The organism is Collimonas sp., from assembly GCF_044339385.1.
Classification (GTDB): Bacteria; Pseudomonadota; Gammaproteobacteria; order Burkholderiales; family Burkholderiaceae_D; genus Collimonas.
On the sequence record NZ_JBIIVN010000003.1, the window covers coordinates 18,226 to 41,655 of the forward strand.

At 55.6% G+C, this 23,430-nt stretch carries 16 protein-coding genes and 3 pseudogenes; 15 read left to right on the forward strand and 4 right to left on the reverse strand.

What is annotated here, in order from left to right:
- Nucleotides 1-4: 4 nt before the first annotated feature.
- The 4 genes and pseudogenes from ACIQ0R_RS00535 to ACIQ0R_RS00550 all read right to left on the reverse strand — a co-directional run bounded on the left by ACIQ0R_RS00535 (nucleotide 5) and on the right by ACIQ0R_RS00550 (nucleotide 4,850).
- Nucleotides 5-247, reverse strand: a complete 243-nt coding sequence (locus ACIQ0R_RS00535; protein WP_395822624.1) for an accessory factor UbiK family protein — start codon at nucleotides 245-247, stop codon at nucleotides 5-7.
- A 912-nt stretch (nucleotides 248-1,159) separates the two neighbouring features.
- Nucleotides 1,160-3,138, reverse strand: a pseudogene (locus ACIQ0R_RS00540) (phosphatase PAP2 family protein).
- A 150-nt stretch (nucleotides 3,139-3,288) separates the two neighbouring features.
- The gene (locus ACIQ0R_RS00545) at nucleotides 3,289-3,831 is read right to left on the reverse strand and encodes a cytochrome b (protein WP_395822626.1); all 543 of its coding nucleotides are present in this window, start codon (nucleotides 3,829-3,831) and stop codon (nucleotides 3,289-3,291) included.
- A 338-nt stretch (nucleotides 3,832-4,169) separates the two neighbouring features.
- Nucleotides 4,170-4,850: a GNAT family N-acetyltransferase gene (locus ACIQ0R_RS00550; RefSeq protein ID WP_395822628.1), complete on the reverse strand. Its 681-nt coding sequence runs from the start codon at nucleotides 4,848-4,850 to the stop codon at nucleotides 4,170-4,172.
- 572 nt (nucleotides 4,851-5,422) lie between these two features.
- Here ACIQ0R_RS00550 and ACIQ0R_RS00555 point away from each other — a divergent pair.
- The 15 genes and pseudogenes from ACIQ0R_RS00555 to ACIQ0R_RS00625 all read left to right on the forward strand — a co-directional run bounded on the left by ACIQ0R_RS00555 (nucleotide 5,423) and on the right by ACIQ0R_RS00625 (nucleotide 22,967).
- On the forward strand, nucleotides 5,423-6,193 hold the full coding sequence (locus ACIQ0R_RS00555) for a TorF family putative porin (protein WP_395822630.1): 771 nt from the start codon (nucleotides 5,423-5,425) through the stop codon (nucleotides 6,191-6,193).
- Between the two features lie 68 nt (nucleotides 6,194-6,261).
- Entirely contained in the window at nucleotides 6,262-6,600 is a 339-nt protein-coding gene (locus ACIQ0R_RS00560) for a P-II family nitrogen regulator (RefSeq protein WP_395822660.1), read from the forward strand.
- 31 nt (nucleotides 6,601-6,631) lie between these two features.
- Nucleotides 6,632-8,144 (forward strand): annotated as a pseudogene (amt, locus tag ACIQ0R_RS00565) (ammonium transporter).
- A 140-nt stretch (nucleotides 8,145-8,284) separates the two neighbouring features.
- Nucleotides 8,285-8,836, forward strand: coding sequence for a GNAT family N-acetyltransferase (locus tag ACIQ0R_RS00570; protein ID WP_395822632.1), 552 nt, complete (start codon nucleotides 8,285-8,287; stop codon nucleotides 8,834-8,836).
- Between the two features lie 519 nt (nucleotides 8,837-9,355).
- Nucleotides 9,356-10,654 carry a glutamate--cysteine ligase gene (gene gshA, locus ACIQ0R_RS00575; protein WP_395822634.1) on the forward strand — a complete coding sequence of 433 codons (1,299 nt, stop codon included), beginning with the start codon at nucleotides 9,356-9,358 and terminating at the stop codon, nucleotides 10,652-10,654.
- Nucleotides 10,655-10,684: 30 nt separating this feature from the next.
- Nucleotides 10,685-11,626 (forward strand): glutathione synthase, encoded by a 942-nt coding sequence (gshB, locus tag ACIQ0R_RS00580; RefSeq protein WP_395822636.1) that lies wholly within the window; start codon nucleotides 10,685-10,687, stop codon nucleotides 11,624-11,626.
- A gap of 135 nt (nucleotides 11,627-11,761) precedes the next feature.
- On the forward strand, nucleotides 11,762-12,166 hold the full coding sequence (locus ACIQ0R_RS00585; RefSeq protein ID WP_395822638.1) for a PTS sugar transporter subunit IIA: 405 nt from the start codon (nucleotides 11,762-11,764) through the stop codon (nucleotides 12,164-12,166).
- Between the two features lie 91 nt (nucleotides 12,167-12,257).
- Complete coding sequence (locus ACIQ0R_RS00590) at nucleotides 12,258-12,527, forward strand: HPr family phosphocarrier protein (RefSeq protein WP_395822640.1); 270 nt, start codon at nucleotides 12,258-12,260, stop codon at nucleotides 12,525-12,527.
- Between the two features lie 201 nt (nucleotides 12,528-12,728).
- Nucleotides 12,729-14,483: a phosphoenolpyruvate--protein phosphotransferase gene (gene ptsP / locus ACIQ0R_RS00595; RefSeq protein ID WP_395822642.1), complete on the forward strand. Its 1,755-nt coding sequence runs from the start codon at nucleotides 12,729-12,731 to the stop codon at nucleotides 14,481-14,483.
- A 242-nt stretch (nucleotides 14,484-14,725) separates the two neighbouring features.
- Nucleotides 14,726-15,904 carry a homoserine O-acetyltransferase gene (locus tag ACIQ0R_RS00600; protein WP_395822644.1) on the forward strand — a complete coding sequence of 393 codons (1,179 nt, stop codon included), beginning with the start codon at nucleotides 14,726-14,728 and terminating at the stop codon, nucleotides 15,902-15,904.
- Nucleotides 15,901-16,503: a methionine biosynthesis protein MetW gene (gene metW, locus ACIQ0R_RS00605; protein WP_395822646.1), complete on the forward strand. Its 603-nt coding sequence runs from the start codon at nucleotides 15,901-15,903 to the stop codon at nucleotides 16,501-16,503. Before ACIQ0R_RS00600 ends, metW begins: the two co-directional genes overlap by 4 nt.
- A 209-nt stretch (nucleotides 16,504-16,712) precedes the next feature.
- Nucleotides 16,713-17,948: an AmpG family muropeptide MFS transporter gene (locus tag ACIQ0R_RS00610; RefSeq protein ID WP_395822648.1), complete on the forward strand. Its 1,236-nt coding sequence runs from the start codon at nucleotides 16,713-16,715 to the stop codon at nucleotides 17,946-17,948.
- A gap of 233 nt (nucleotides 17,949-18,181) precedes the next feature.
- Nucleotides 18,182-20,090 (forward strand): annotated as a pseudogene (locus ACIQ0R_RS00615) (PrkA family serine protein kinase); the annotation flags it as partial.
- A gap of 82 nt (nucleotides 20,091-20,172) precedes the next feature.
- The gene (locus ACIQ0R_RS00620) at nucleotides 20,173-21,429 is read left to right on the forward strand and encodes a YeaH/YhbH family protein (RefSeq protein WP_395822650.1); all 1,257 of its coding nucleotides are present in this window, start codon (nucleotides 20,173-20,175) and stop codon (nucleotides 21,427-21,429) included.
- A gap of 8 nt (nucleotides 21,430-21,437) precedes the next feature.
- A complete protein-coding gene (locus ACIQ0R_RS00625; protein ID WP_395822652.1) occupies nucleotides 21,438-22,967 on the forward strand; it encodes a SpoVR family protein in 1,530 nt (509 codons plus the stop codon).
- The last annotated feature ends 463 nt before the right edge of the window (nucleotides 22,968-23,430 follow it).

Consider the following 23,430-nt stretch of genomic DNA (forward strand, 5'->3'; position numbering starts at 1 on the left):
GGAATCAAGAGCGCTTCAATTGGGCTTCAAGTTCCGTCACGCGCGCTTCCAGTGCTTCCAGCTTGGCGCGGGTGGTTGCCAGCACTTGCGTTTGCACGTCGAATTCTTCGCGAGTCACCAGATCAAGCTTGGAGAAGCCCTGGCCCAGCATGGCCTTGACGTTTTTCTCGATGTCTTTGGCAGGTGAGTTTTCAATCGCTTGATTGATCTTGGCTTGAATGTCGTCGAAGAAATTAGGTTTGTTCATGATCGTCCTCTGAAGGTGGAAAAGTCTGGCGGGACGGAGTTTCATGAGCGCCGTCGCGTGGCCGATTGCGCTCGCCTCGACAATATGAAAAATGATAACCGATGCGTCCCGCGCTGGTATTCAAATTATGAACCGACCACGCGGTTTAAGCAATTTTCCGTCTTGCGGCGGCCGTGTTGAGAGACTTAAGGTTGACTTGTGCACAGCGGCTACTGGCAGAAAATTTTCCAGGTGTTGCCGGGGCAACGATGTTGTTACCGAGCGGGATTGCAAAAATTGTTCCGCAAAAAAGGGGCAACTGAGCTTTGAACCCAATTTGATCTGTATTTTCTTGCAAGGCCGGATCCGCGCTGCTTGGGCTATTGGCAGCACTGGGGCCAGTGTGGTTTTGGCTGCCTGGTATCACCTTCAGCACCTGGCGGATGTGGCGGGCCGGGGCATGATGATTTCCTCTCATAGCCGGGCCATTCTGGCCTTGCTGAGCACTAGCCTGCCTGTTCGCGTCCTGCCTGTGTTCGTGCGCCTGCGCATGAGCGCCGCGGTCAGCAGCCTGCTCGAACGTGCCATATCACTGGCGGTATTCTTGAATGTTGCGATCTACATTGCATGGACAGAGGATACGTACCGCGCCGGTTCCGGCGTCTATCGCCATCGTCATTGCAGGGATACTCACGCTGTCTACACGAATCGGACTCTTACTAACAACAGGCGCGGCGACGCTTATCCGCGTGCCAGTCCATTTGTTGGTGCAGGCACTAGTGTTTTCGGACGCGAAGTCGGCCCAACGACCGCTCATGGGTGCAACTCTCGCTGTTCTTGCAAATAAAAATGCCGTCCAGTCTCAACTGAACGGCATGCGGGTCTTGGCAGGTTTTGGCGAGTCTCAACCTGCCTCACGGCCTCAACCGGCCATCAGGCGCCGATACGTAATTGCAGACCGGTATCGCTGTACAACGGCGTCGCGGAGAAGCCGTCTACAGAGATCGCATCAAATTTTCCTTTCAAGCTGCCTGCGGTAATGATATTTAGTGTTTCTCCCGGAGCAGGCTTGTAGCCGCCCTGGAATTTGACGCGCAGCGTGCCACCGGCAATCGTCATATTGCCGGCGACAGCAAATTTTCCTTGCTGGCCATTGCCAAGATTGAGCTCCAATGTGCTGGTCGCCAATTGCGTATATTTTCCGGAAATGGTCAGTGCCGCAGGAGCATTGCTCGCCAGCGTACCGCTGCGAACGTAGACATCGCCGATACCGAAGGCCGATACGGAATTTCCTTCCAGCGTGCCACCCTCCAGCTGGGTGCCGCCGCTCCAGGTATTTTTTTGCCGCTCAATGTCAGAACGCCGCTGCCTTGCTTGGTCAGCTTACCCGTGCCTGAGATGTCATTGCGCCATTTGTCGGCTGCAAAGAACCCGCCCTTGCTGGCGTCCATCGATACCACAACATTGCCATTGAACGCAGCATATCCGTCCGCTGCGGCAAATAGATTGAGGCGGCCCCAGCCTTCCGGATCGTCCAATACCGGATATCCTGAAGCAATCGCTGTGGTCTTTAACACCACGCGGCGTTGCTCATCCCTGAGGTAAGGCAAGCGCGTCTCCAATAGTACTTCGGCGCCCTTGGGTACGATCGCCGGCGCGGTTGTTTTACCGATTTGCGCAAAGCCGTAAGTCATCCGGCGCAAATAGTTTGCTTTGTTGACGGCGTAATCGGCAAAGCGATCAGTGTTGGTGTCAGACGAGTGAGCAAACGCATTGAAGGTATCCGGCGTGGTATTGGTTTGCGCCATCAGCGTCGCATGCGCTTGCTTGACGGCAGCAACCTTGGCAGCCGCATTCGCTGGATCGAGCAGATTGGCTGCCACCACGGCTTGCGCTTGTACGCGCCCGCTGATGACGTCCAGTGGCGAATGCATACCGGCCAAAATCCGGTTCTCGCCCAATTCCAGGCCACGGGCAATCATCTCCTGGAAGCGCTCAGGAACCGCATAGGCCATCGCCACTGCGTCGCGGGTAGCTTCTGCCGAATGGCCGCTGGTAAAGCCGCCGTCGGTGGCTGGTGTTGTGCTTTTTGCCGGCACCAGAGCCGGCAAGACAACCACATTGCTGTTCCAGCGGAATGGCCGTGTGTACTTGTAAAAACGCTTGGCCGGTTCTGTTGAACCATTGTTGCTCATTGCGTTGACAAAATCGACGCCGCCGCCAAACCCCGGATTGGCACTGCCGCCGACGCCGGTGTTGTTGCCGCTATCGTTTTACAAAACAGTGGTGGCGTCGGCCGGCACTGTGGTGATGCTTGTCGTTTGTTGTGCTGCCTGACGCCATGCTGTCGTCAGAGGGCCCATGCCATCGGTGACGCTATATCCCTTGCCGCGCCGATCATCCAGATAAGCTGCCGTTGCTTGATCTGGGGTGCGGTTCGAGGTTGCTGTGACGACGTATTGTATGTTGGCGTTGTGCACTGCTGCGTTGAGTACTGTGCCGCCCGGGGTGCCATCGTCCGGAACGCCGGTCCATGCCGATGGCACAATCGCCGGGAAATTACCCACGGCGGGAGCGGTGACGCCAGCATCCACGATATCGGTGAGCGGCTGCCAAATTTCCTTAAAGCCGGCCAGAATACGCACGCCAGCATTCGTTTCCAGAGTTGCATAGCGGGCGTCGCCGCGCTGGTTGCTTGCCGCGTTATCGACAAAGGCCGGAATCGAAGCGGCAACCGCCGCCGTATCGACATAGCCGGGGTCCTCTGGCGGTGGCGGAATGATCAGCGCTGACGGTGCGCCAGGTAAAGTCGTTTGTGGATCGTTTGATCCGCCGCCGCAAGCTGTTAATGTTAGTGTCGCAGCGACGGCCAGCGCCAGCTGACCAAGCAGGAAAGGGTGTCGGAGTCGCATTTGTATGGCTTCAGGTATTGTAAAAAAAGCGTCATCATAGTTACAGAATGTTACAACTACATGACCTATACCCTGCGGTTGAACCACCGCATTGTCGCCAGCTATTGCAGCTGGGTCTGGCTAAAACCGTTGTGTGGAAATTGCTGAATTTTAGCGGCCCGGTAGCGTGCGCCGCAGTGTGTCATCTTTGAGGATGAGGTGGTGGTACAGCGCCGCTGCAACATGCAAGGCGATGACGGCGATCAGTACCCAGACGAGCAACTGATGCATGTCGCCAAGGGTGTGGCCTAATCGCGAGCCCTTGGATGAGAGCGTCGGCAAAGGAAGTACGCCGAACAAAGATACCGGCCAGCCGCGCGACGAGGCATTGGCCCAGCCCATGAGGGGAAAAGCCAGCAGCAAAAAATACAGCAGTAAGTGGGTACCTTGCGCAACCCGGTGCAACCGCGGCGACACGATCTGCGCTTGCGCAGTCGGGCCGTGGATCCAGCGCCATAGCAGCCTGATCATTACCAGCAACACGATCAGCGCGCCGATGGACAGGTGCCAGCTGATCAATCCGAGCGGCTGCGTATTGCGTCCGATATCAGGCATCAGCCAGCCGATCGAGTACTGGATCACCAGAAGGATGACGGTCAGCCAATGAAAAAACTTCGCGGGCGCAGAGTATTCAGGAGGAGTTATTGTGTGCATTTCTATGTACCGAAGACGGGGAACATGATTGTTGGGCAGATAGCGCTGCTGATCGAGGAATCTTTGTTCGCAAACGCCTGCATCCCGCGCCTGGTGCGTCGCTCCGTACCTGCGGCCGCGAGCATAACAAGTAGCACCCAATTAGTACTCGCTCCAAACTTAGCAGATCGCCGAGCGGAAGGTAAGCAATCAATCTGGGCTTGTTGTGGAAATGAGATAGTGGTCGCCAGCTTTGCGGTTGGCACGGCAGCCGCTGCCGCTGCCGCTGGCGCTGGCGCTGGCGCTGGCGCTGGGGCAACGCAGATAGTCGACATTTCCGGAGCAGCGTCGCAAGAATATCAATAGAAAATACGCAACTTGCTGATGATGCACTGCGGCCGTGAGAGCCGCGAAGCATTTTTACGCGCTTCGCGGCCGCAGTTGATGCAGTCAAGCCGCGCAGGCCAGAGCTGTTCGGCGCGAATTTGCTGCAGTGATTTCTTTTGTTTGCCGCTGCTGTCGAAATTATCGGCGTGCAGCCAGGCTTCGAAGATTGCGCGTTGTAACGGCCATTCGCTATCGAGCATCGAAAACCATGCGGTGTCGCGGTTCTTGCCTTTGAACACGCGATGTTGACGGAACAGACCTTCAGCGGTGAAACCGAAGCGCAATGCGGCCCGCTGCGAACGTCGATTGAGCGAATTGCATTTCCATTCCAGGCGGCGGTAGCCGAGATCGTCAAACGCATGGCGTGCCAGCAGGTAAATCGCTTCGGTGGCCTGGCGTGTGCGTTGCATGCGCGCGCTGAACCAGATATGGCCGATTTCTATCGAGCCGTGTTCCGGCGCGATGGCCAGATAGCTCAGCAGGCCGGTCGCCTTGCCGCTGTGTTGATCGACTACGGTAAAAAACAGTGGGTTACTGCTGGCGGCACAGCTGTTGAGCCAGGCGCTGAACTCTTGCGCATTGGCAAACGGCCTGGCGCTGAGGAAATCCCATTGGGTCGGGTCGGCGTCGGCGGCATGTCCGGCTTCATACAAATCGGCTGCATCTCGTGCTGGCGCCCTGCAGCGGGATCGGTTGCGGCCGTGGTGCTGGCTTCCAATCTGAGAGCGGTCGGCCGGTGTCGGTGGCGGATGGTTGGGGCATGGCTGTGCTTTGCATGGTCTGGTGAGGAGGTGTGGTTGAAAAATCTGCTTGCATTGCTTGCGATATTGCCTGAATCCGGGGCGTTGCGCGATGCTGCTCTAAAGTTGCCATATGGTATCATTGGGTTCGTGCACCATTGAAAATTGTCTTGAAGTTATGTTATCGGTCTTTTTATAGGCTGAGCCATTGAACGCTATGGGGGAAAATGCGGCAATCATCACACCAAAATAAGGCGCCCTTCTTCGGCGTGCATCATGGAGGTGCGTTTTTGGGCAGCTTATTTGTTTTTGAAAAGTTTTTGTCATTCACAGTCACGAATCGTTGCCGCTAAATGCGTCGCAAGCGGCGGCTTGCAGCACTGCGGCAACAGGACGGGCCCGGCGGTTGGCATGGGTTCTGCTATGGAATGTTTGAAGAGTAACGATTTATCGGTTTTTCATTCAACATACCAACAGGGACTCACATGAAAAAGCTGATTTTAGCGGCCGCAATAGCAACAAGTTTCGCCACCGGATTTGCGCATGCCGAAGATGCCAAGCCCGATAATGAAGTCAGTTACAACATCGGCCTGGTCAACGATTACCGTTTCCGCGGCATTTCGCAAACGCGCTTTGATCCTGCGGTGCAGGGCGGTGCCGATTACACCAACAACCCGACCGGCCTGTATGCGGGCACCTGGCTATCCAACATCAAATGGATCAAGGATGCGGTCGACAGCGCCAATACCGGTACCAGCGGCAAGCGTCCGGTTGAGTGGGATATCTACGGCGGTAAGCGCGGCGATCTGCCAGGCGGTTTTACCTATGACATCGGTGGCCTGTACTACTACCCGGCCAACAATTACACGCAGATCGGCCGCAACGCCAATACCTTCGAACTGTATGGCCAGCTCGGCTACGGCCCTGCTTACTTCAAATACTCGCATGCGCTGACCAATCTGTTTGACACCGCCAACAGCAAGAACAGCGCTTACTACGATGCCGGTGCCAATTTTGATGTCGGCGCGAGTGTCACGCTCGGCCTGCATGTTGGCCACCAGACTGTCGAGAATTTCAGCTTCGCCAGTTATACCGACTGGAAAGCCGGGGTCACCAAGACTTTCGACCAGATCGGCGGTGTGACGTTGGGCCTGGCTTTTGTCGGCACCAACGCCAAGGATGGCGCTTACGTCAGTCCAAGCGGCAAGAATCTGGGCCGCAACGGTGTTGTGTTCTCACTGGCAAAAACCTTCTGACGCGTTGCGCGATGCTAACTACAACATACCGCAATCTAGAAATTTGAACTGACCATAACGAGGCCAACATAAAACTGATAACCGCGATCATCAAACCGTTCAAGCTCGACGAGGTGCGCGAAGCGCTGTCGGCGATTGGCGTACAAGGCATCACCGTGACAGAAGTCAAAGGCTTCGGCCGCCAGAAAGGGCACACCGAGCTGTATCGCGGTGCGGAGTACGTCGTCGATTTCTTACCGAAGACAAAAATCGAAGCGGCAGTCGACGATTCGATCCTCGAGCAAGCGGTGGAAGCCATCGAGACAGCGGCGCGCACCAGCAAGATCGGCGACGGCAAGATCTTTGTCTTTGATCTGCAAGAAGTCATTCGTATTCGTACCGGTGAAACCGGCAAAGACGCAATCTAAGTAAGGGGATAAAAATATGAATATCAAAAGAATGTTTGCTACGGTTTTGGCGTCGTGCACGCTGATGCTTGCAGCTACCGCGATGGCGCCGGCGTCGGCCGCGGATGACGCATCCGCAGCGGCCAGTGCCGGTGCGGCGGCACCCAGTGCCGTGGCACCGGCCGCAGCCGCACCGGCGGTTATCACATCTGCTGCACCTGCCGCAACCGCAACCGCAACTGCTGCCGCGCCTGCAGCATCAGCAGCGCCTGCCGCGCCAGTGCCCAACAAGGGCGACACCGCCTGGCTGCTGGTATGTACCGCATTTGTGATCCTGATGACCTTGCCAGGCCTGGGCCTGTTCTATGGCGGCCTGGTGCGCAGCAAGAACATGCTGTCGGTGCTGATGCAATGTTTTACCATCTTCTCGCTGATCATCGTACTGTGGATTATTTACGGCTACAGCGTTGCGTTCACTGAAGGCAATTCATTCTTTGGCGGCTTCAGCCGCTTGTTCTTGCACGGCATGACGCCGGATTCTGTCGCCGGTACCTTCAGCAAAGGCGTGATCGTTCCGGAGTTCGCTTATGTGGTGTTTCAGGGCGCGTTTGCCGCCATTACTTGCGCACTGATCATCGGCGCATTTGCCGAGCGCGCCAAGTTTTCCGCGATCCTGGTGTTCACCGTTTTGTGGTTCACATTCGCTTATCTGCCGATTGCGCACATGGTCTGGTTCTGGCCCGGTCCGGACGGTTTCACCGATGCTGCCGCAGCTGAAAAGCTGACCGCCGCCGGTGGCTGGCTGTTCCAAAAAGGCGCACTCGATTTCGCCGGCGGCACCGTGGTGCACATCAATGCGGCCATCGCCGGTTTGGTTGGTTCGTATGTGATCGGCAAGCGCGTCGGTTTCGGCAAGGAGGCGTTCAAGCCGCACAGCCTGGCCTTGACCATGGTTGGCGCTTCGTTGTTGTGGTTCGGCGTTGGAAGCAAACGGTAGTGCCGCGCTGGCATTCATCAATACTCTGTTGGCGACTTCTGCTGCCGTCCTCAGCTGGAGCGCCGGCGAGTGGATCGGTAAAGGCAAGCCTTCGATGCTGGGCGGCGCTTCCGGCGCTGTCGCCGGTTTGGTGGCGATCACCCCTGCGGCTGGTTTTGTCGGCCCGATTGGGGCGTTGATCATGGGTCTGCTGGCTGGCTTCGTCTGCTTGTGGGGCGTCACTGGCCTGAAAAGGTTGCTGGGCGCGGACGATGCGTTGGATGTGTTCGGCGTGCACGGCGTGGGCGGCATCATGGGTGCTCTGCTGACGGGCGTGTTTGCTGCGCCTAGCCTCGGCGGCACCGGTATCTATGACTATGTGACCAATGCCGTGTTGCCAGACTATTCGATCAGCGGCCAGCTGTGGATCCAGTTCGAAGGTGTGATGACGACGTTGATCTGGTCCGGCGTGGTTTCGTTCATCGCGTTCAAGCTGGTCGACATCGTCATGGGACTGCGTGTGACTGAAGAGCAAGAGCGCGAAGGCCTGGATATCTCCAGCCACGGCGAATCCGCCTATCACTATTAAGTCTAGTTTGATTTTGCCGGATGGCCGCAGCGGCGGCCATCCGGCGGTTTGATCGAAGCCATGTGATCCCGGGTCCGCAGTCATAACCTGGGATTTTGTGTTTAAGCTGTTGAGTTTTATCTGTATACGGAGTGGTCAAAGTGAACCCGAGTAGCGCGGCGCAACAACTGCCAACGTGCACGGTGGAAGACATCAGGGCCGGCCAGTTCGATCAGGTGGTGGGCGCGCTCGCTGATATTTTGATGGCTTGCGTCAGGCACGGTGCCAGTGTCGGCTTTTTGGGCGTGCCGGATGCCGAGGATGCGTTTTCATTCTGGTATGGCGTCAATGGTTCGCTGGTCAGCGGTGGCCGTCGTCTGCTGGTGGCGCGGGTTGCCGGGCAAGTGGTTGGCACGGTGCAGGTGCTGCTGGCCACGCCAGCCAATGGCAGCCATCGGGCCGAGATTTCCAAGTTGCTGGTGCATCCCGACGCGCGTCGTCAAGGCGTAGCGCGCAGCCTGATGCAACAGGCCGAGGCGGTCGCCCGTGCCGAGGGCCGTTCTCTATTGACGCTCGACACACGCACCGGTGATGCCGGGGAATCGCTGTATCGCTCCCTCGGCTATCAGTTGGCAGGAGTGATTCCCGACTACGCACGCTCGACTACCGGCAGGTTGGCCGACACCAGTTTCATGTACAAGAAACTGGTTTGAGCGCGGCGCAATGAGATACTATCCGAATTGATGTCAATGTGACATGATGCAGAAGGCACCAAGAGGGCGCTTTTTTTCTTTCCGGGTACTTTAAAAAAACGCAAGCGGCCCGACTTAAAGCTGACGCAGGCTTGCCGAGCTTCCTCACCACCGGGTTTCCACACCGTTTTAGCAACAGTGCGTCGGCGGAGCGGCGAAATTGTGCAATTGCCGTTAGAATCGGCGTCTCTTCTGCGTATCTGGTTTTGACGCCGAATACACTTTCGCAAGAGGCTGTTGTCTAGTAATTAGCTAGTAATTAGCTAGTAATTAGCTAGTAATTAGCTAGTAATTAGCTAGTAATTAGCTAGTAATTAGCTAGTAATTAGCTAGTAATTAGCTAGTAATTAGCTAGTAATTAGCTAGTAATTAGTTAGTAATTAGCTAGTAATTAGTTAGTAATTGGCGATTAATTTGCAATTAATTAGCTTTAAAAATCAGCTTTAAACGACGCCATTTAGTTTCACAGAGAAAGTTTTTATGGTTCCCCACCTAGTCACGGCCCTGAATGGCCCCTTGCTTGACCTAGAAAAGAAAATTCTCACAGCTACCCCGGCCATTGAGCGCTGGTTCCGCATGGAATGGCAAGAGCATACGCCGCCGTTCTATTGCTCGGTGGATTTGCGCAATTCAGGCTTCAAGCTGGCGCCGGTCGATACCAACCTGTTTCCGGGTGGTTTCAATAATCTCTCACCGGAAATGCTGCCGCTGGCGGTCCAGGCGGCGATGGCCGCCATCGAAAAATATTGTCCGGACGCCAAAAATTTGTTGTTGTTGCCGGAGATGAACGCGCGCAATACTTTTTATTTGCAGAATGTCGCCCGGCTGATGCAGATTTTCCGCCAGACCGGCCTGCATGTCCGGCTCGGCTCGTTGTCGCCGGATTTGAAAGACGCGCAGACCATCGAACTGCCGGACGGCAGCACCATCACGCTGGAGCCGCTTGAACGCTCCGCCAACGGCCGTCGCCTGGGTCTAAAGAATTTCGATCCGTGCACCATCCTGTTGAATAGTGATCTGCCCTCCGGCACGCCGGGCATCCTGGAACGCCTCAACGAACAAAACCTGCTGCCGCCGCTGCATGCCGGCTGGACGGTGCGCCGCAAGAGCAACCATTTTTCCGCCTACGACGACGTGGTGAAGAAATTCGCCAAGCTGGTTGATGTCGATCCGTGGATGCTCAATCCTTTCTTCGCCAAGGTCGATCAGGTTGATTTCCAGGCCAACGACGGTGAAGACAAGCTGGCCGCTAGCGTCAGTTCACTGCTGGCGAAGATCCGTAAGAAATACAAGGAATACGGCATCACGGAAAAACCGTTTGTGATCGTCAAAGCCGATGCCGGCACCGACGGCATGTGCGTGATGAGCGTGACTGAAGTCGGTCAGATCAAGGAACTCAGTCGCAAGCAGCGCGAGAAACTCTCGCAAGGCAAGGCCGGAGGCGAGATCCACGACCTGATCATCCAGGAAGGCGTGCATACCTTCGAGCACATTAATGACGCGGTCGCCGAACCGGTGGTGTACATGATCGACCGGTACGTGGTCGGCGGTTTTTACCGGGTCCACGCCGAACGCGGCATCAACGAAAATCTGAACGCCCCCGGCGCGCATTTCGTACCGCTCGCATTCGCCCAGCAGCACGCGCTGCCGGATATGCTGGCCAAGCCAGGCACCACCGCACCCAACCGTTTTTATATGTATGGTGTGGTGGCGCGGCTGGGGTTGCTGGCGGCGTCGCTGGAGATGGAGAAGACCGATCCGAATCCGGAAGAATACTAAACAGCCATTCAACAATATGGATCTGAAAAAATGAAAATCGCTTTCCTCGCCGACCCCCTGGACACCTTCAAAACCTATAAAGACTCGACCTACGCAATGATGGTCGAGGCGGTCAAACGCGGCCATACGATCTATGCTTTCGAGCCAAAAGACATGGCCCTGGAAAGCGGGATCGTCACCGCCAGCGTGGCGCGTGTGACGCTGACCGGGGACGCCAAGGACTGGTATCGGGCCAGCCCGGCGACGTCGATGTTTCTGTCGCAATTCGATGCGATCCTGCTGCGCAAGGACCCGCCTTTCGACATGGAGTACATCTACACCACCTATCTGCTGGAACTGGCCGAGGCGCAAGGCGCACGGGTGTTCAACAAACCGCAGGCAATCCGTGATCACAATGAAAAGTTGGCAATCGCGCAATTTTCCAAATTCACTTCGCCAACCCTGGTCACGCGTGATGCCGCTCGTCTGCGCGCTTTCCATGCTGAACATCAGGATGTGATCCTGAAGCCGCTAGACGGTATGGGCGGCGCCGGTATTTTCCGGGTGCGGCAGGATGCGCTGAATCTCGGATCGATCATCGAAACTCTGACCGACAACGGCAATCGCACCATCATGATTCAGCGCTTCATCCCGGAGATCGTCGCCGGCGACAAGCGCGTGCTGGTGATTGGCGGCAAGGTGGTGCCGTATTCGCTGGCGCGGATTCCGCAAGGCAGCGAAGTGCGCGGCAACCTGGCTGCCGGCGGAATTGGCGTGGCGCAGCCGCTGACCGAGCGCGATCGCGAAATCGGCGAAGCGCTTGGCCCGGTGTTGGCACAGCGCGGCTTGTTACTGGTAGGATTAGATGTGATCGGAGACTACCTGACAGAGGTGAATGTCACCAGCCCGACTTGTTTTCAGGAAATCAAGCAACAAAGCGGTTTCGATGTTGCCGCCATGTTCATTGATGCGCTGGAAGCAGCGCTGAAGTAGGCCGGGAGTTTGTTTTTAGTTTAGTTATCCTGAATTGTTGCTTGAGCAAGCAGTTAAGCAAGCAGGCGCGATGCAAGTTGCTGTAAAACCGTTGTAAACCGGATAGATCCGCCAAGCGGATTTGAGATCAACATTATGATTGGCATTCTTCTATTAACCCACGCCCCGCTGGGGCAGGCATTCATCGCCGCTGCTGCTCATGTGTTTCGTCAGGTTCCGGAGCGACTCGAAGCGATTGACGTCATCGCCGACCAGAATCCGGTTGAAGTGCAAAAACTGGCCAAGCAGGCTGCAGCGCGGCTCGACGATGGCTCTGGCGTGCTGGTAATTACTGACGTCATGGGCGGTACGCCGTCTAATTGCACACTGCCGTTCTGTAGCGGTAATCAGACTCAGGTGATTGCCGGAATCAGCCTGCCGATGCTGCTCCGGGCGCTGACTTATCGTAACGATACGCTGGATGTGGTCACTGAAATGGCGCTGGCCGGGGGGCAGGGCGGCGCGGTGCGGGTCGATAACCGGGTTCGGGCATCTCACTGAGACCGGACGGCGATATTACTGACGTCGCACTGACGGCGTAGCGATCAGGTAAAGTTGCATTTTAATAAAACAACACTAATTAAAAGACAAAATGATTCAACAAGAAATCGAAATTATTAATAAGCTCGGCCTGCACGCTCGTGCCTCGGCCAAATTTACACAACTGGCAAGTAAGTTCAAAAGCGAAGTGTGGATGACGCGCAACAAGCGCCGCGTCAATGCCAAGTCGATCATGGGTGTCATGATGCTGGCAGCCGGCAAGGGTAGTACGATCCTGTTGGAAGCAGAGGGTGAGGACGAAAGAGCCTGTTTCGATGCCCTCAACCAACTGATTCAGGACAAATTTGGCGAAGGCGAATAAACCCGGGTGATCGCCGCCTGTCGCGGCAACTTACTTGGGCACTACTTGGCGACTTGATGTTTCTTGTTGAATCGGTTGGCGATAAGGTAATTTGTCGCAGGGATGGCCTTGCCGACACAGCACCTGATGCCAGACGCTGAGACTTATACCACATCTCCGTGCCACGATCATTTGAATTGAATTTTCCAGCGGGCTCACCAGATGGCATCCTTTACCCTACATGGCATTCCGGTATCGCGCGGTATCGCTATTGGCCGCGCTCACCTGCTCGCGCTGGCGGCAATGGACGTCAAACATTACGTCATCGGCGAGACCGAGGTCGAGGCTGAAGTCCAGCGTCTGCAAAATGCGGTGGCCGAGGTGCGCGCCGAGCTGCAGACCATTCGCAACGATTTGCCGAAAGAATCGCCGCCCGAGCTAGGGGCGTTTGTCGACGTCCATCTGCTGATCCTGTCGGACCCGATGCTGGCCGAGATGTCGCTCGATATCATTCGCAACCGCCAGTACAACGCCGAATGGGCGCTGGTGACGCAAATCGATGAATTGTCGGCGCAGTTCGATGAAATTGAAGATACCTATCTGCGCGAGCGCAAGATGGATGTGCTGCAGGTCGGCGAGCGCTTGCTGAAAGTCCTCACCGGCACCGCCACCCGCCTGCCGGAAATCGACAGCGACGGTGCATCCTTCGCCAATATCGTGGTGGTGGCGTACGACATTTCGCCAGCCGACATGTTGCAGTTCCGCGGTCGCGCCTTTGCCGGTTTCGTCACCGATCTGGGCGGTCAGAACTCGCACACCGCGATTGTCGCCCGCAGTCTCGATATCCCGGCTGCGGTCGGCATGAACAATGCCTCCAAGATGATCAAGCAGGATGACTGGATCATCATCGACGGCGACGCCGGCGTAGTGATCGTCGATCCGGCGCCGCTGATATTAAAGCAATACCGGGAGCGCCAGGCGCATCAACTGCGGGCCCGCCGCAAACTCGGCAAGATCAAGAAAACCCGCGCGGTTACGCTGGACGGCACCGAAATCAGTCTGCTGGCCAACATTGATCTGCCAAGCGATTGTGCGTCGGCGCTGGAGTCCGGCGCCAGCGGCGTCGGTTTGTTCCGCTCCGAGTTCCTGCTCATGGGCCGGATCGGCTCACAGCACCAGTTGCCAACCGAGGATGAGCAGTTTGAATCGTATCGGCAGGCGGTGGTGGCGATGAAGGGGCGCCCGGTAACCATCCGCACGTTGGATGTCGGTGCCGACAAGCCGCTCAACAAGGATGAGCAGACCGCCCTGAACCCGGCCCTGGGTCTGCGCGCGATCCGTTATTGCCTGGCCGAGCCGCAATTGTTTCTGACGCAACTGCGGGCGATCCTTCGCGCTTCCGCTTTCGGCACTGTCAAATTGCTGATCCCGATGCTGGCGCACGCCTTTGAAATCGACCAGACCCTGGCCATCATCGAGCAAGCCAAGCAGCAACTGCGCGATGAAGGCATTGCGTTCGACGAAAATATCAAGACCGGCGCCATGATCGAAATTCCGGCCGCCGCTTTGGCGCTGCCGATGTTCATCAAGCGCATGGATTTTTTGTCAATCGGCACCAACGACCTGATCCAGTACACGTTAGCAATCGATCGCGTCGATCACGAGGTGGCGCACCTGTACAACCCGCTGCACCCGGCAGTGCTGTTCCTGTTGTCGAGCGTGATCGCGATGGGCCGCAAGGCCGGGATTCCGGTCTCGGTATGCGGCGAAATGGCCGGCGACGTTAAATTCACCCGTTTGCTGCTCGGCATGGGCTTGCTGGAGTTTTCAATGCATCCGGCACAATTGCTTGCGGTCAAGCAAGAAATCCTGAACAGCGATCTCGACGACCTGACGCAACAAACCAAAAAGATCCTGCGCAGCACCGAACCCAGCGCGATTGCGGCGGCGGTGGGGCAAATGCGGGCGACGGCATAGGAGGCTGATAATTTAGTAGCGCTTGACGCCAGCGCTCGACTTGGTTATTCTTGCGTATCGCGCCGATTTGATTGGTCTTACCACGTCAGCTTGCGGGCGCGCGGCATTGCCGGATCCGTCATGGATCGGGAGTGCCAAATAAATAGGGCTAAAGCGAGCTTGAACTACAAGCCCTTGATTATCCCAACTAGCGCAAGCTTTCGGGCTTTTTTTATTGTCAATGACCTCCTGGCGCCCGAACCATGTCCCAAGGAATAGTTTCACCGCAATCGATGCATTTCGCGACGCCGCTGCAGTTGCAAAGCGGCGCGCTGCTGGCGGATTACACGCTGGTATACGAAACCTATGGCAGCCTCAATGCCGACAAATCCAATGCAGTGCTGGTTTGCCATGCGCTGAACGCCTCGCATCACGTCGCCGGCGTGTATCAGGACGATGAAAAGAATGTCGGCTGGTGGGACAATATGGTGGGGCCGGGTAAGCCGCTCGACACCGATAAATTTTTCGTCATCGGTGTCAACAATCTCGGTTCTTGTTTCGGTTCAACCGGCCCGATGCATGTCAATCCCGCCACCGGCAAGCCCTACGGCGCCGATTTCCCGGTGGTCACGGTCGAAGACTGGGTGCAGGCTCAGGCGCGGCTGGCCGATGCGCTGGACATCGTGCGCTTCGCCGCGGTCATGGGCGGTTCGCTGGGCGGCATGCAGGCGCTGGCGTGGAGCCTGATGTATCCGGACCGGCTGCGCCACTGCTTGGTGATCGCCTCGACCGCCAAGCTGTCGGCGCAGAATATTGCATTCAACGATGTCACCCGCCAGGCGATCCTGACCGATCCGGGATTTCACGGCGGTGATTATTACGCGCATGGTGTGGTGCCCAAGAACGGCTTGCGGGTAGCGCGCATGGTTGGCCACATTACGTATCTGTCGGATGACGACATGGCTGAAAAATTCGGCCGCGATCTGCGCTCCGGCGAGTACCAGTTCGGCTTTGGTATCGATTTTGAAATCGAATCGTACCTGCGTTATCAAGGCGATAAATTTTCTGAATATTTCGATGCCAATACCTATTTGCTGATTACCAAGGCGCTCGATTATTTCGATCCGGCCAAGGAGTTCGACGACGATCTGACGCGCGCTTTGAGCAAGACCCAGGCGCAGTTCCTGCTGGTGTCGTTCATGACCGATTGGCGCTTCGCGCCGGAGCGCAGCCGCGAAATCGTGCAGGCGCTGGTCAACAACAAGCGCCGCGTCAGCTATGCCGAGATTGATGCACCGCACGGCCACGACGCTTTCCTGTTGGATGATCCGCGTTATATGAGCGTGGTGCGTGAATATTACAACCGCATCTGGCAGGAGTTGGGGCTGCCGCAATCATCGACAATCAACGACCAGACCGAAGTGACAGGAGCAAGCGCATGAATTTCCAGCAATTGAGCAATTTGCGTCCCGACCTGGCCTTCATCGCGCATTGGGTACCGGCGCACTCGCAAGTGCTTGATTTAGGATGCGGCGACGGCGTCATGCTGGATTACTTGCAGTCCGACAAGCAATGTGCCGGTTACGGCGTCGAGATCGACGATGACAAGATTCCGGCGTGCGTCACGCGTGGCGTCTCGGTCATTCAACAGGATCTGGAGGCCGGCCTGACGCTGTTTGCCGACAACGCCTTTGACACCGTGCTATGCCTGTCGGCGCTGCAGATGATGAAGAATGTCGAGGGCGTCTTGCGCGATATTGCCCGCGTTGGCCGTGAGGCGATCGTGTCGTTCCCCAATTTTGCCTACTGGCCGCATAGAGTGGCGCTATTGCGCGGTCGCATGCCGGTCTCCAAGAGCCTGCCTTACGAATGGTATGACACGCCCAATCTGCGTTGCGCAACCATCAAGGATTTTGAAGAGTTGGCGAACCAGGTCGGATTGGAAGTGCTCGAATGCGTGGCGCTGCACCACGGCCAGCCGGTCTCGGTCTTGCCCAACTGGCGTGGTAGTCTTGCGGTATTCCGCTTTCGCAAAAAATAAACCGGTAATAAGTAAAAATCAAGGAGACCTGCCAAGCTGTTTCGATACAACGATAACCATGTCATCGCCACGCGGGCGGGGATGCACTTTTCTGTCACCATGGATTCCTGTCGGCGCGCGCATGAAGGTGATTTTCAAATGTCCGATTGCACAGCAACTGATGCTGTAGTCCGGCAGATACTTAACTTCCCGCTGTCGCGGGCGCACTCATGACATCAAATTCAAATCCCTGGCATCACTATCTCAACCGGCGCATGCTGATTTGCGCCTTCCTCGGCTTCACTTCCGGCTTGCCTTTGTTCATCCTGCTGAGTTTGTTGCAAGCCTGGTTAAGCAAGTCGGGTCTTGACGTCAAAGCGCTCGGGCTGTTCGCGCTGGTCATGTTCCCGTATACCTGGAAGTTCCTCTGGTCGCCACTGATGGACCGGTTCCATTTCGGCAAGCTGGGACGTCGGCGCAGCTGGATGATGCTGACCCAGGTCAGCCTGTTCGTCGCCATCGGCGGCATGGGCATGCTTGATCCGCACACGCAAGTGGCAGGGATCGCTTTCGTCGCTTCAGTGGTGGCGTTCCTGTCGGCCAGCCAGGATATTGTGATCGACGCCTATCGCCGCGAAATCCTGCCGGATAGTGAGCAGGGCCTGGGCGCGGCGATCAACGTCAATGCTTACAAGGTGGCCGGCATGGTGCCGGGAGCGCTGTCGCTGTTCCTCGCCGATCATATGAGTTGGCAGGCGGTGTTCTGGATTACTGCCGCGTTCATGTTGCCCGGTCTGATCTGCACCTTACTGATTAAGGAGCCGGACGTGTACGGTTCGCCGCCGAAGAATATCCGCGAGGCGGTAGTCTTGCCGTTCCAGGAATTCATCGCCCGAGACGGCTGGCGCGGCGCGCTGTGGGTACTTGGATTCATTTTCCTGTACAAGCTCGGCGACAGCATGGCCACCGCCCTTGCTACCAGATTTTATATTGATCTGGGTTTTTCGCTGACGCAAATCGGCGTGATTTCCAAGACGACCAGCCTCTGGGCCAGTCTGATCGGTGGTTTGATCGGCGGCATATGGATGGTCAGGATCGGCATCAATCGGGCGTTGTGGATTTTCGGTGTGGTGCAAGCGGTGACGATTCTCGGCTTTGCTTGGCTGGCGCAGATCGGGCCAGATCCTTTCGTTTTGGCGCTCGTGATTGGCGGCGAGGCGTTTGGCGTTGGCCTCGGTACGGCCGCTTTTGTTGCCTATATCGCCCGCACTACCGATCCGCGTTACACTGCTACGCAGTACGCATTGTTTACCAGTCTTGCCGCGGTGCCGCGCACCTTTGTCAACTCATCGGTAGGTTACATCGTTACTCAAACAGGCTGGTTTCATTTTTTTATTTTATGCTTTGTGCTGGCGTTGCCGGGCATGTTGATTCTGTTTAAGGTCGCACCGTGGAATCAGAAATGATATGCAGAGAAAATGCGTCACATTTAAACTGTTTGTGTGTTCACAGAGAAATCCCTGTTACAAGCAGGAAAAAGATATAGAATCAGATCGTGTCGGCGTCTTCCGGATCCTGCGAAAGCTGCGGGGTTTCATCTCGGAACTGCGCGCTTCGGAAGTAGTCAAATTTGGTAGAAAGATTCGTTCAGTTTGTTTTCGCAACATCGTTGATGCGGGGGGGTGATATGGATATCTAAAGCAGCTTTGCGAGCCGGTTCGACAAAACCAGAGAAGAAGGATTTTCACTAGAAGAGTATCTGTCGCTTTGTAAGAACGATCCAAGCTGTTATGCGACAGCTGGGGAGTGCATGCTGATGGCGATAGGCGAACCGCAACAGGTCGACACGCGCCATGATCCATCGTTGTCGCGCATCTTTGCCAACAAGGCCCTCAAGGTCTATCCGGCATTCAAGGAATTCTACGGTGCCGAAGAGGTGATCGAGCAGGTGGTGGCTTATTTCCGCCATGCTGCGCAAGGCCTGGAAGAGCGCAAACAAATTCTCTATTTGCTGGGCCCGGTCGGCGGCGGTAAATCGTCGATCGCCGAGCGCCTCAAGCAGTTGATGGAGCACGTGCCGTTTTATTCGCTGAAAGGATCGCCGGTCAATGAGTCGCCGCTCGGCCTGTTCGATTACGAAGAAGATGGCGCTATCCTGGAAGAACAGTATGGCATTCCACGCCGTTACCTGAAGTCAATCCTGAGCCCCTGGGCTGTCAAGCGCCTGCACGAATTCAACGGCGATATCCGCAAGTTCCGCGTGGTGAAACGTTATCCGTCGATCTTGCGGCAGATTGCGATTTCCAAGACCGAACCGGGCGACGAAAACAACCAGGACATCTCAACCCTGGTCGGCAAGGTCGATATCCGCAAGCTGGAGCAATATTCGCAAGACGATGCCGACGCCTACAGCTATTCCGGCGGGTTGTGCCTGTCGAACCAGGGCTTGCTGGAATTCGTTGAAATGTTCAAGGCGCCGATCAAGGTATTGCATCCTTTGCTGACCGCGACGCAGGAAGGCAATTTCAAGGGCACAGAAGGTTTTGGCGCGATTCCTTTCGACGGCATCATCCTGGCGCACTCGAACGAATCGGAGTGGAAAGCCTTCCGCAACAACAAAAATAACGAGGCGCTGCTCGACCGCATCTATATCGTCAAGGTCCCTTATTGCCTGTGGGTTTCCGAGGAAATCAAGATTTATGAAAAGCTGATCCGCACATCGTCGCTGGGCAAGGCGGTCTGCGCGCCGGGTACGCTGAAGATGATGGCGCAGTTCTCGATTCTGACGCGTCTTGGCGAACCGGAAAATTCGAGTATCTTCTCGAAGATGCAGGTCTATGACGGCGAGAATCTGAAAGATAGCGATCCGAAAGCCAAGTCGTTCCAGGAATATCGTGACTATGCCGGCGTTGATGAAGGCATGACCGGCGTATCGACGCGTTTCGCGTTCAAGATATTGTCGCGCGTGTTCAACTTCGATTCGACCGAAGTCGCGGCCAGTCCGGTGCATCTGATGTATGTGCTGGAGCAGCAGATCGAACGCGAGCAATTCCCGCAAGAGGTAGAGCAGAAGTACCTTTCCTACGTCAAGGATACGCTGGCGACGCGTTATGCCGAATTCATCGGTAAGGAAATCCAGACCGCTTATCTGGAGTCGTATTCCGAATATGGTCAGAATGTTTTCGACCGCTATGTGACCTATGCAGACTTCTGGATTCAGGATCAGGAATTCCGCGATCACGACACCGGTGAGAGTTTTGACCGTGCGGCACTGAATGCCGAGTTGGAAAAGATCGAGAAACCCGCCGGCATTAGTAACCCGAAGGATTTTCGTAACGAAATTGTCAACTTTGTATTGCGCGCGGGTCTCGAATGCCGGCAAGAATCCGTTGTGGACCAGTTACGAGAAATTGCGTGTGGTGATCGAAAAGAAAATGTTCTCGAATACCGAGGACTTGCTTCCCGTTATCTCATTCAATGCCAAGGGTTCCAACGAAGAATTACGCAAGCACGAAGATTTTGTCAATCGCATGGTCAGCAAAGGTTATACGCCAAAACAGGTGCGCTTGCTGTGCGAATGGTATCTGCGTGTGCGCAAATCGTCATAAGGTGAATCGCCGGTAAGCGGCATAAAGTTAAGTTCCTGTTACCGGCAGCTCACCAGATGCATTCCGACCAGGAGAGCCGACCGTGTTGCATCAGATAATCGACCGTAGACTTTCTGGCAAGAACAAGAGTATTGCCAATCGGGAGCGCTTCTTAAGGCGCTTCCGGGCCGCCATCCATCGTTCGGTGACCGAAGCGGTGCGTGACCGTGGCATCATCAAGGAAATCGAGAACGCCAAGAGCATCAGCATTCCGCGCAAGGGCATCGGTGAGCCGGTATTTGGCCACGGGCCGGGCGGCAAGCGCGAAATGGTTCATCCCGGCAATCAGGATTATCTGCAAGGTGATCGCATTGCTCGCCCTCAGGGCGGCAGCGGTGGCGGCGGCAGTTCAGCTAGCGATCAGGGCGAAGGCGAGGATGATTTCGTATTTCAGTTGTCGCGCGAAGAATTCATGCAGTACTTCTTTGAAGACCTGGAGTTGCCGCGCCTGATCAAAACCAACCTGATCGCAGTGCCTAGCTGGAAGAACATGCGCGCCGGTTACTCAACCGATGGCACCCCCAACAATATCGATATCGTACGTTCGCTGCGCAGTTCGCTGGGGCGGCGCATTGCATTAGGTTCACCGCTGGTGGTCAAGCTGCGCGAGCTGGAGAAGCTGATGGAGACGCTCAAGGCCGATCCGCAAGACCGGTGCGATGAGATCAAGCGGCTCGAAGACGATATCCATCACCTGAAGGGGCGCATCTGGCGCATCCCGTTTATCGATCCTTTCGATCTGCGCTACGTCAACCGGGTCAAGGTGCCGCAACCCTCTAGCCGCGCCGTGATGTTTTGCGTGATGGATGTGTCGGGCTCGATGGATGAGCAGCGCAAGGATCTGTCGAAGCGCTTCTTCATTCTGCTGTATTTGTTCCTGACCCGTAATTACGAACATATCGAAGTGGTTTTTATCCGTCACCACACGCGTGCCGACGAGGTCGATGAAGATACCTTTTTTCATTCGCAGGAAAGCGGTGGCACGGTAGTGTCGAGCGCACTGGAGCTGATGAAGCAGATCATCGATGCCCGCTATCCGCCCGGACACTGGAATATTTATGGCGCCCAGGCGTCGGACGGCGATAACTGGAATGACGATTCACCTAAGTGCCGGCAACTGCTGGAACAGGAAATCCTGCCGCGTTCGCGCTATTTTGCGTATATCCAGGTGACCGTCGAAGAACAGAATCTATGGACCGAATATCAGCAGATCGCTGCGGTCAATCCGCAGTTTGCAATGAAGAAGGTGCAGACTGCCAGCGAAATCTATCCGGTCTTCCGCGAATTATTCGAGAAGTAGGTGCAGACATGAACGACCGTCTGATCAATCAAAAGCTGCCTTGTCCGTCTGATTGGAGTTTCGATCTGATCGAACAGTACAACGATGAAATTGCCCGTGTCGCGGCGCGTTACAAACTGGATATCTATCCGATTCAGCTGGAGATCATTAGCGCCGAACAGATGATGGACGCCTATGCTTCGGCGGGCATGCCGGTGAATTACCGGCACTGGTCTTTCGGCAAGCATTTCCTGATGACAGAGCGCGACTACAAGCGCGGCCAGATGGGCCTGGCCTACGAAATCGTCATCAATTCGAATCCCTGCATCGCCTATCTGATGGAAGAAAATACGATGACCATGCAGGCGCTGGTGATCGCGCATGCGGCGTATGGACATAACTCTTTTTTCAAGGGTAACTATCTGTTCCAGTTGTGGACCGATGCCCACGCCATCATCGACTATCTGGTGTATGCCAAGAGTTATATTGCCGAGTGCGAAGAGCGCTACGGCTTTGCCAAAGTTGAGGAGCTGCTGGATTCCTGTCACGCATTGATGCACTATGGCGTCGATCGCTACAAGCGGCCGCAAAAATTGTCGCTGGAAAAAGAGCGTGCGCAGCGCCGCGAGCGCGCCGAGTACATGCAGTCGCAAGTCAATGAATTATGGCGCACCTTGCCGGAAAAGAAGGCCGAAGCAGCAGAGAAGGTAGAAGGCCGTTTCCCGCCTGAGCCGCAAGAAAACCTGTTGTATTTTGCCGAGAAAAATTCGCCTTTGCTGGAGTCCTGGGAACGCGAGGTGATTCGTATCGTGCGCAAGATTGCACAGTATTTCTACCCGCAGCGCCAGACTCAGGTCATGAACGAAGGCTGGGCGACATTCTGGCACTACACGATACTGAATACGTTATACGATGAAGGCCGTCTGACCGATGGCTTCATGATGGAGTTCCTCCATTCGCATAGCAATGTGGTGTATCAGCCGCCGGTAACCAAGTCGTACTACAGTGGCATCAATCCTTACGCGCTCGGGTTCGCAATGATGAGCGATATCCGCCGCATATGTGAAAATCCGACCGATGAAGACCGTGAATGGTTTCCCGAACTGGTTAATACGCCTTGGCTCGACACCTTGCATTACGCGATGCGCAACTTCAAGGATGAAAGTTTTGTCGCGCAATATCTGTCGCCCAAACTGATCCGCGACATGCGGCTGTTTGCAGTGCTCGACGATGACACCCGCAGCGAGCTGGAAGTCTCAGCGATCCATAATGGTTCCGGCTACCAATACGTGCGGCAGGCGCTGTCGCGTCAATACGATCTCAATCATCGCGAACCGAATATCCAGGTCTGGTCGGTCAACACCCGCGGCGACCGCAGCCTGACCTTGCGGCATTTCCGCAGCGACGGCCGGCCGCTTGCCGATGGCACCGATGAAATGCTGCGGCACATGGCGCGCCTGTGGCAGTTCAATGTGTATCTGGAGAGCGCCGACGACAGCGGCAATATTTTGCAGCGCTATGAATGCGTCAGCGAAAACAAATATGTGTTGCGGCCTTAGTGCTTGGTTGACAATAGATAAACACGATAAAGTAGGCGTTAATTTTAAAAATATACATCCAGAGCGTCTGGACATTTGTTCGCTTGGTATGGTTAAAGCGGATATTGCACAAAGTCTTGCCAGAAACACATACTGATTTTTGGCGAATTATTCAAAGTACGTCGCTTGATGCCGCGTTGACAGAGTGGTGCAAAATAGTTGGTAGTCATTCCGGTGATACTCATTGGACTAAGTGACTTCCGCTTGAGAGCCATGGGGACTTCCGCAAAGGGCTGTGCAATGCAGTTTGGCATGCGGCAACGGTTAATGTCAGGCAGGCGATCAAGCCTGCTATGAGCCGGAGGGTGTGCTGGATTTTGTGTAAACGGAATTTCGTTTAATTCGGCTTCATCCGTTCTTCAAACTGGATAGTGAAGCGGTTAAGTGCTCCCTTCCAGTCCCGCAATGGCATCGTCCACTTCTT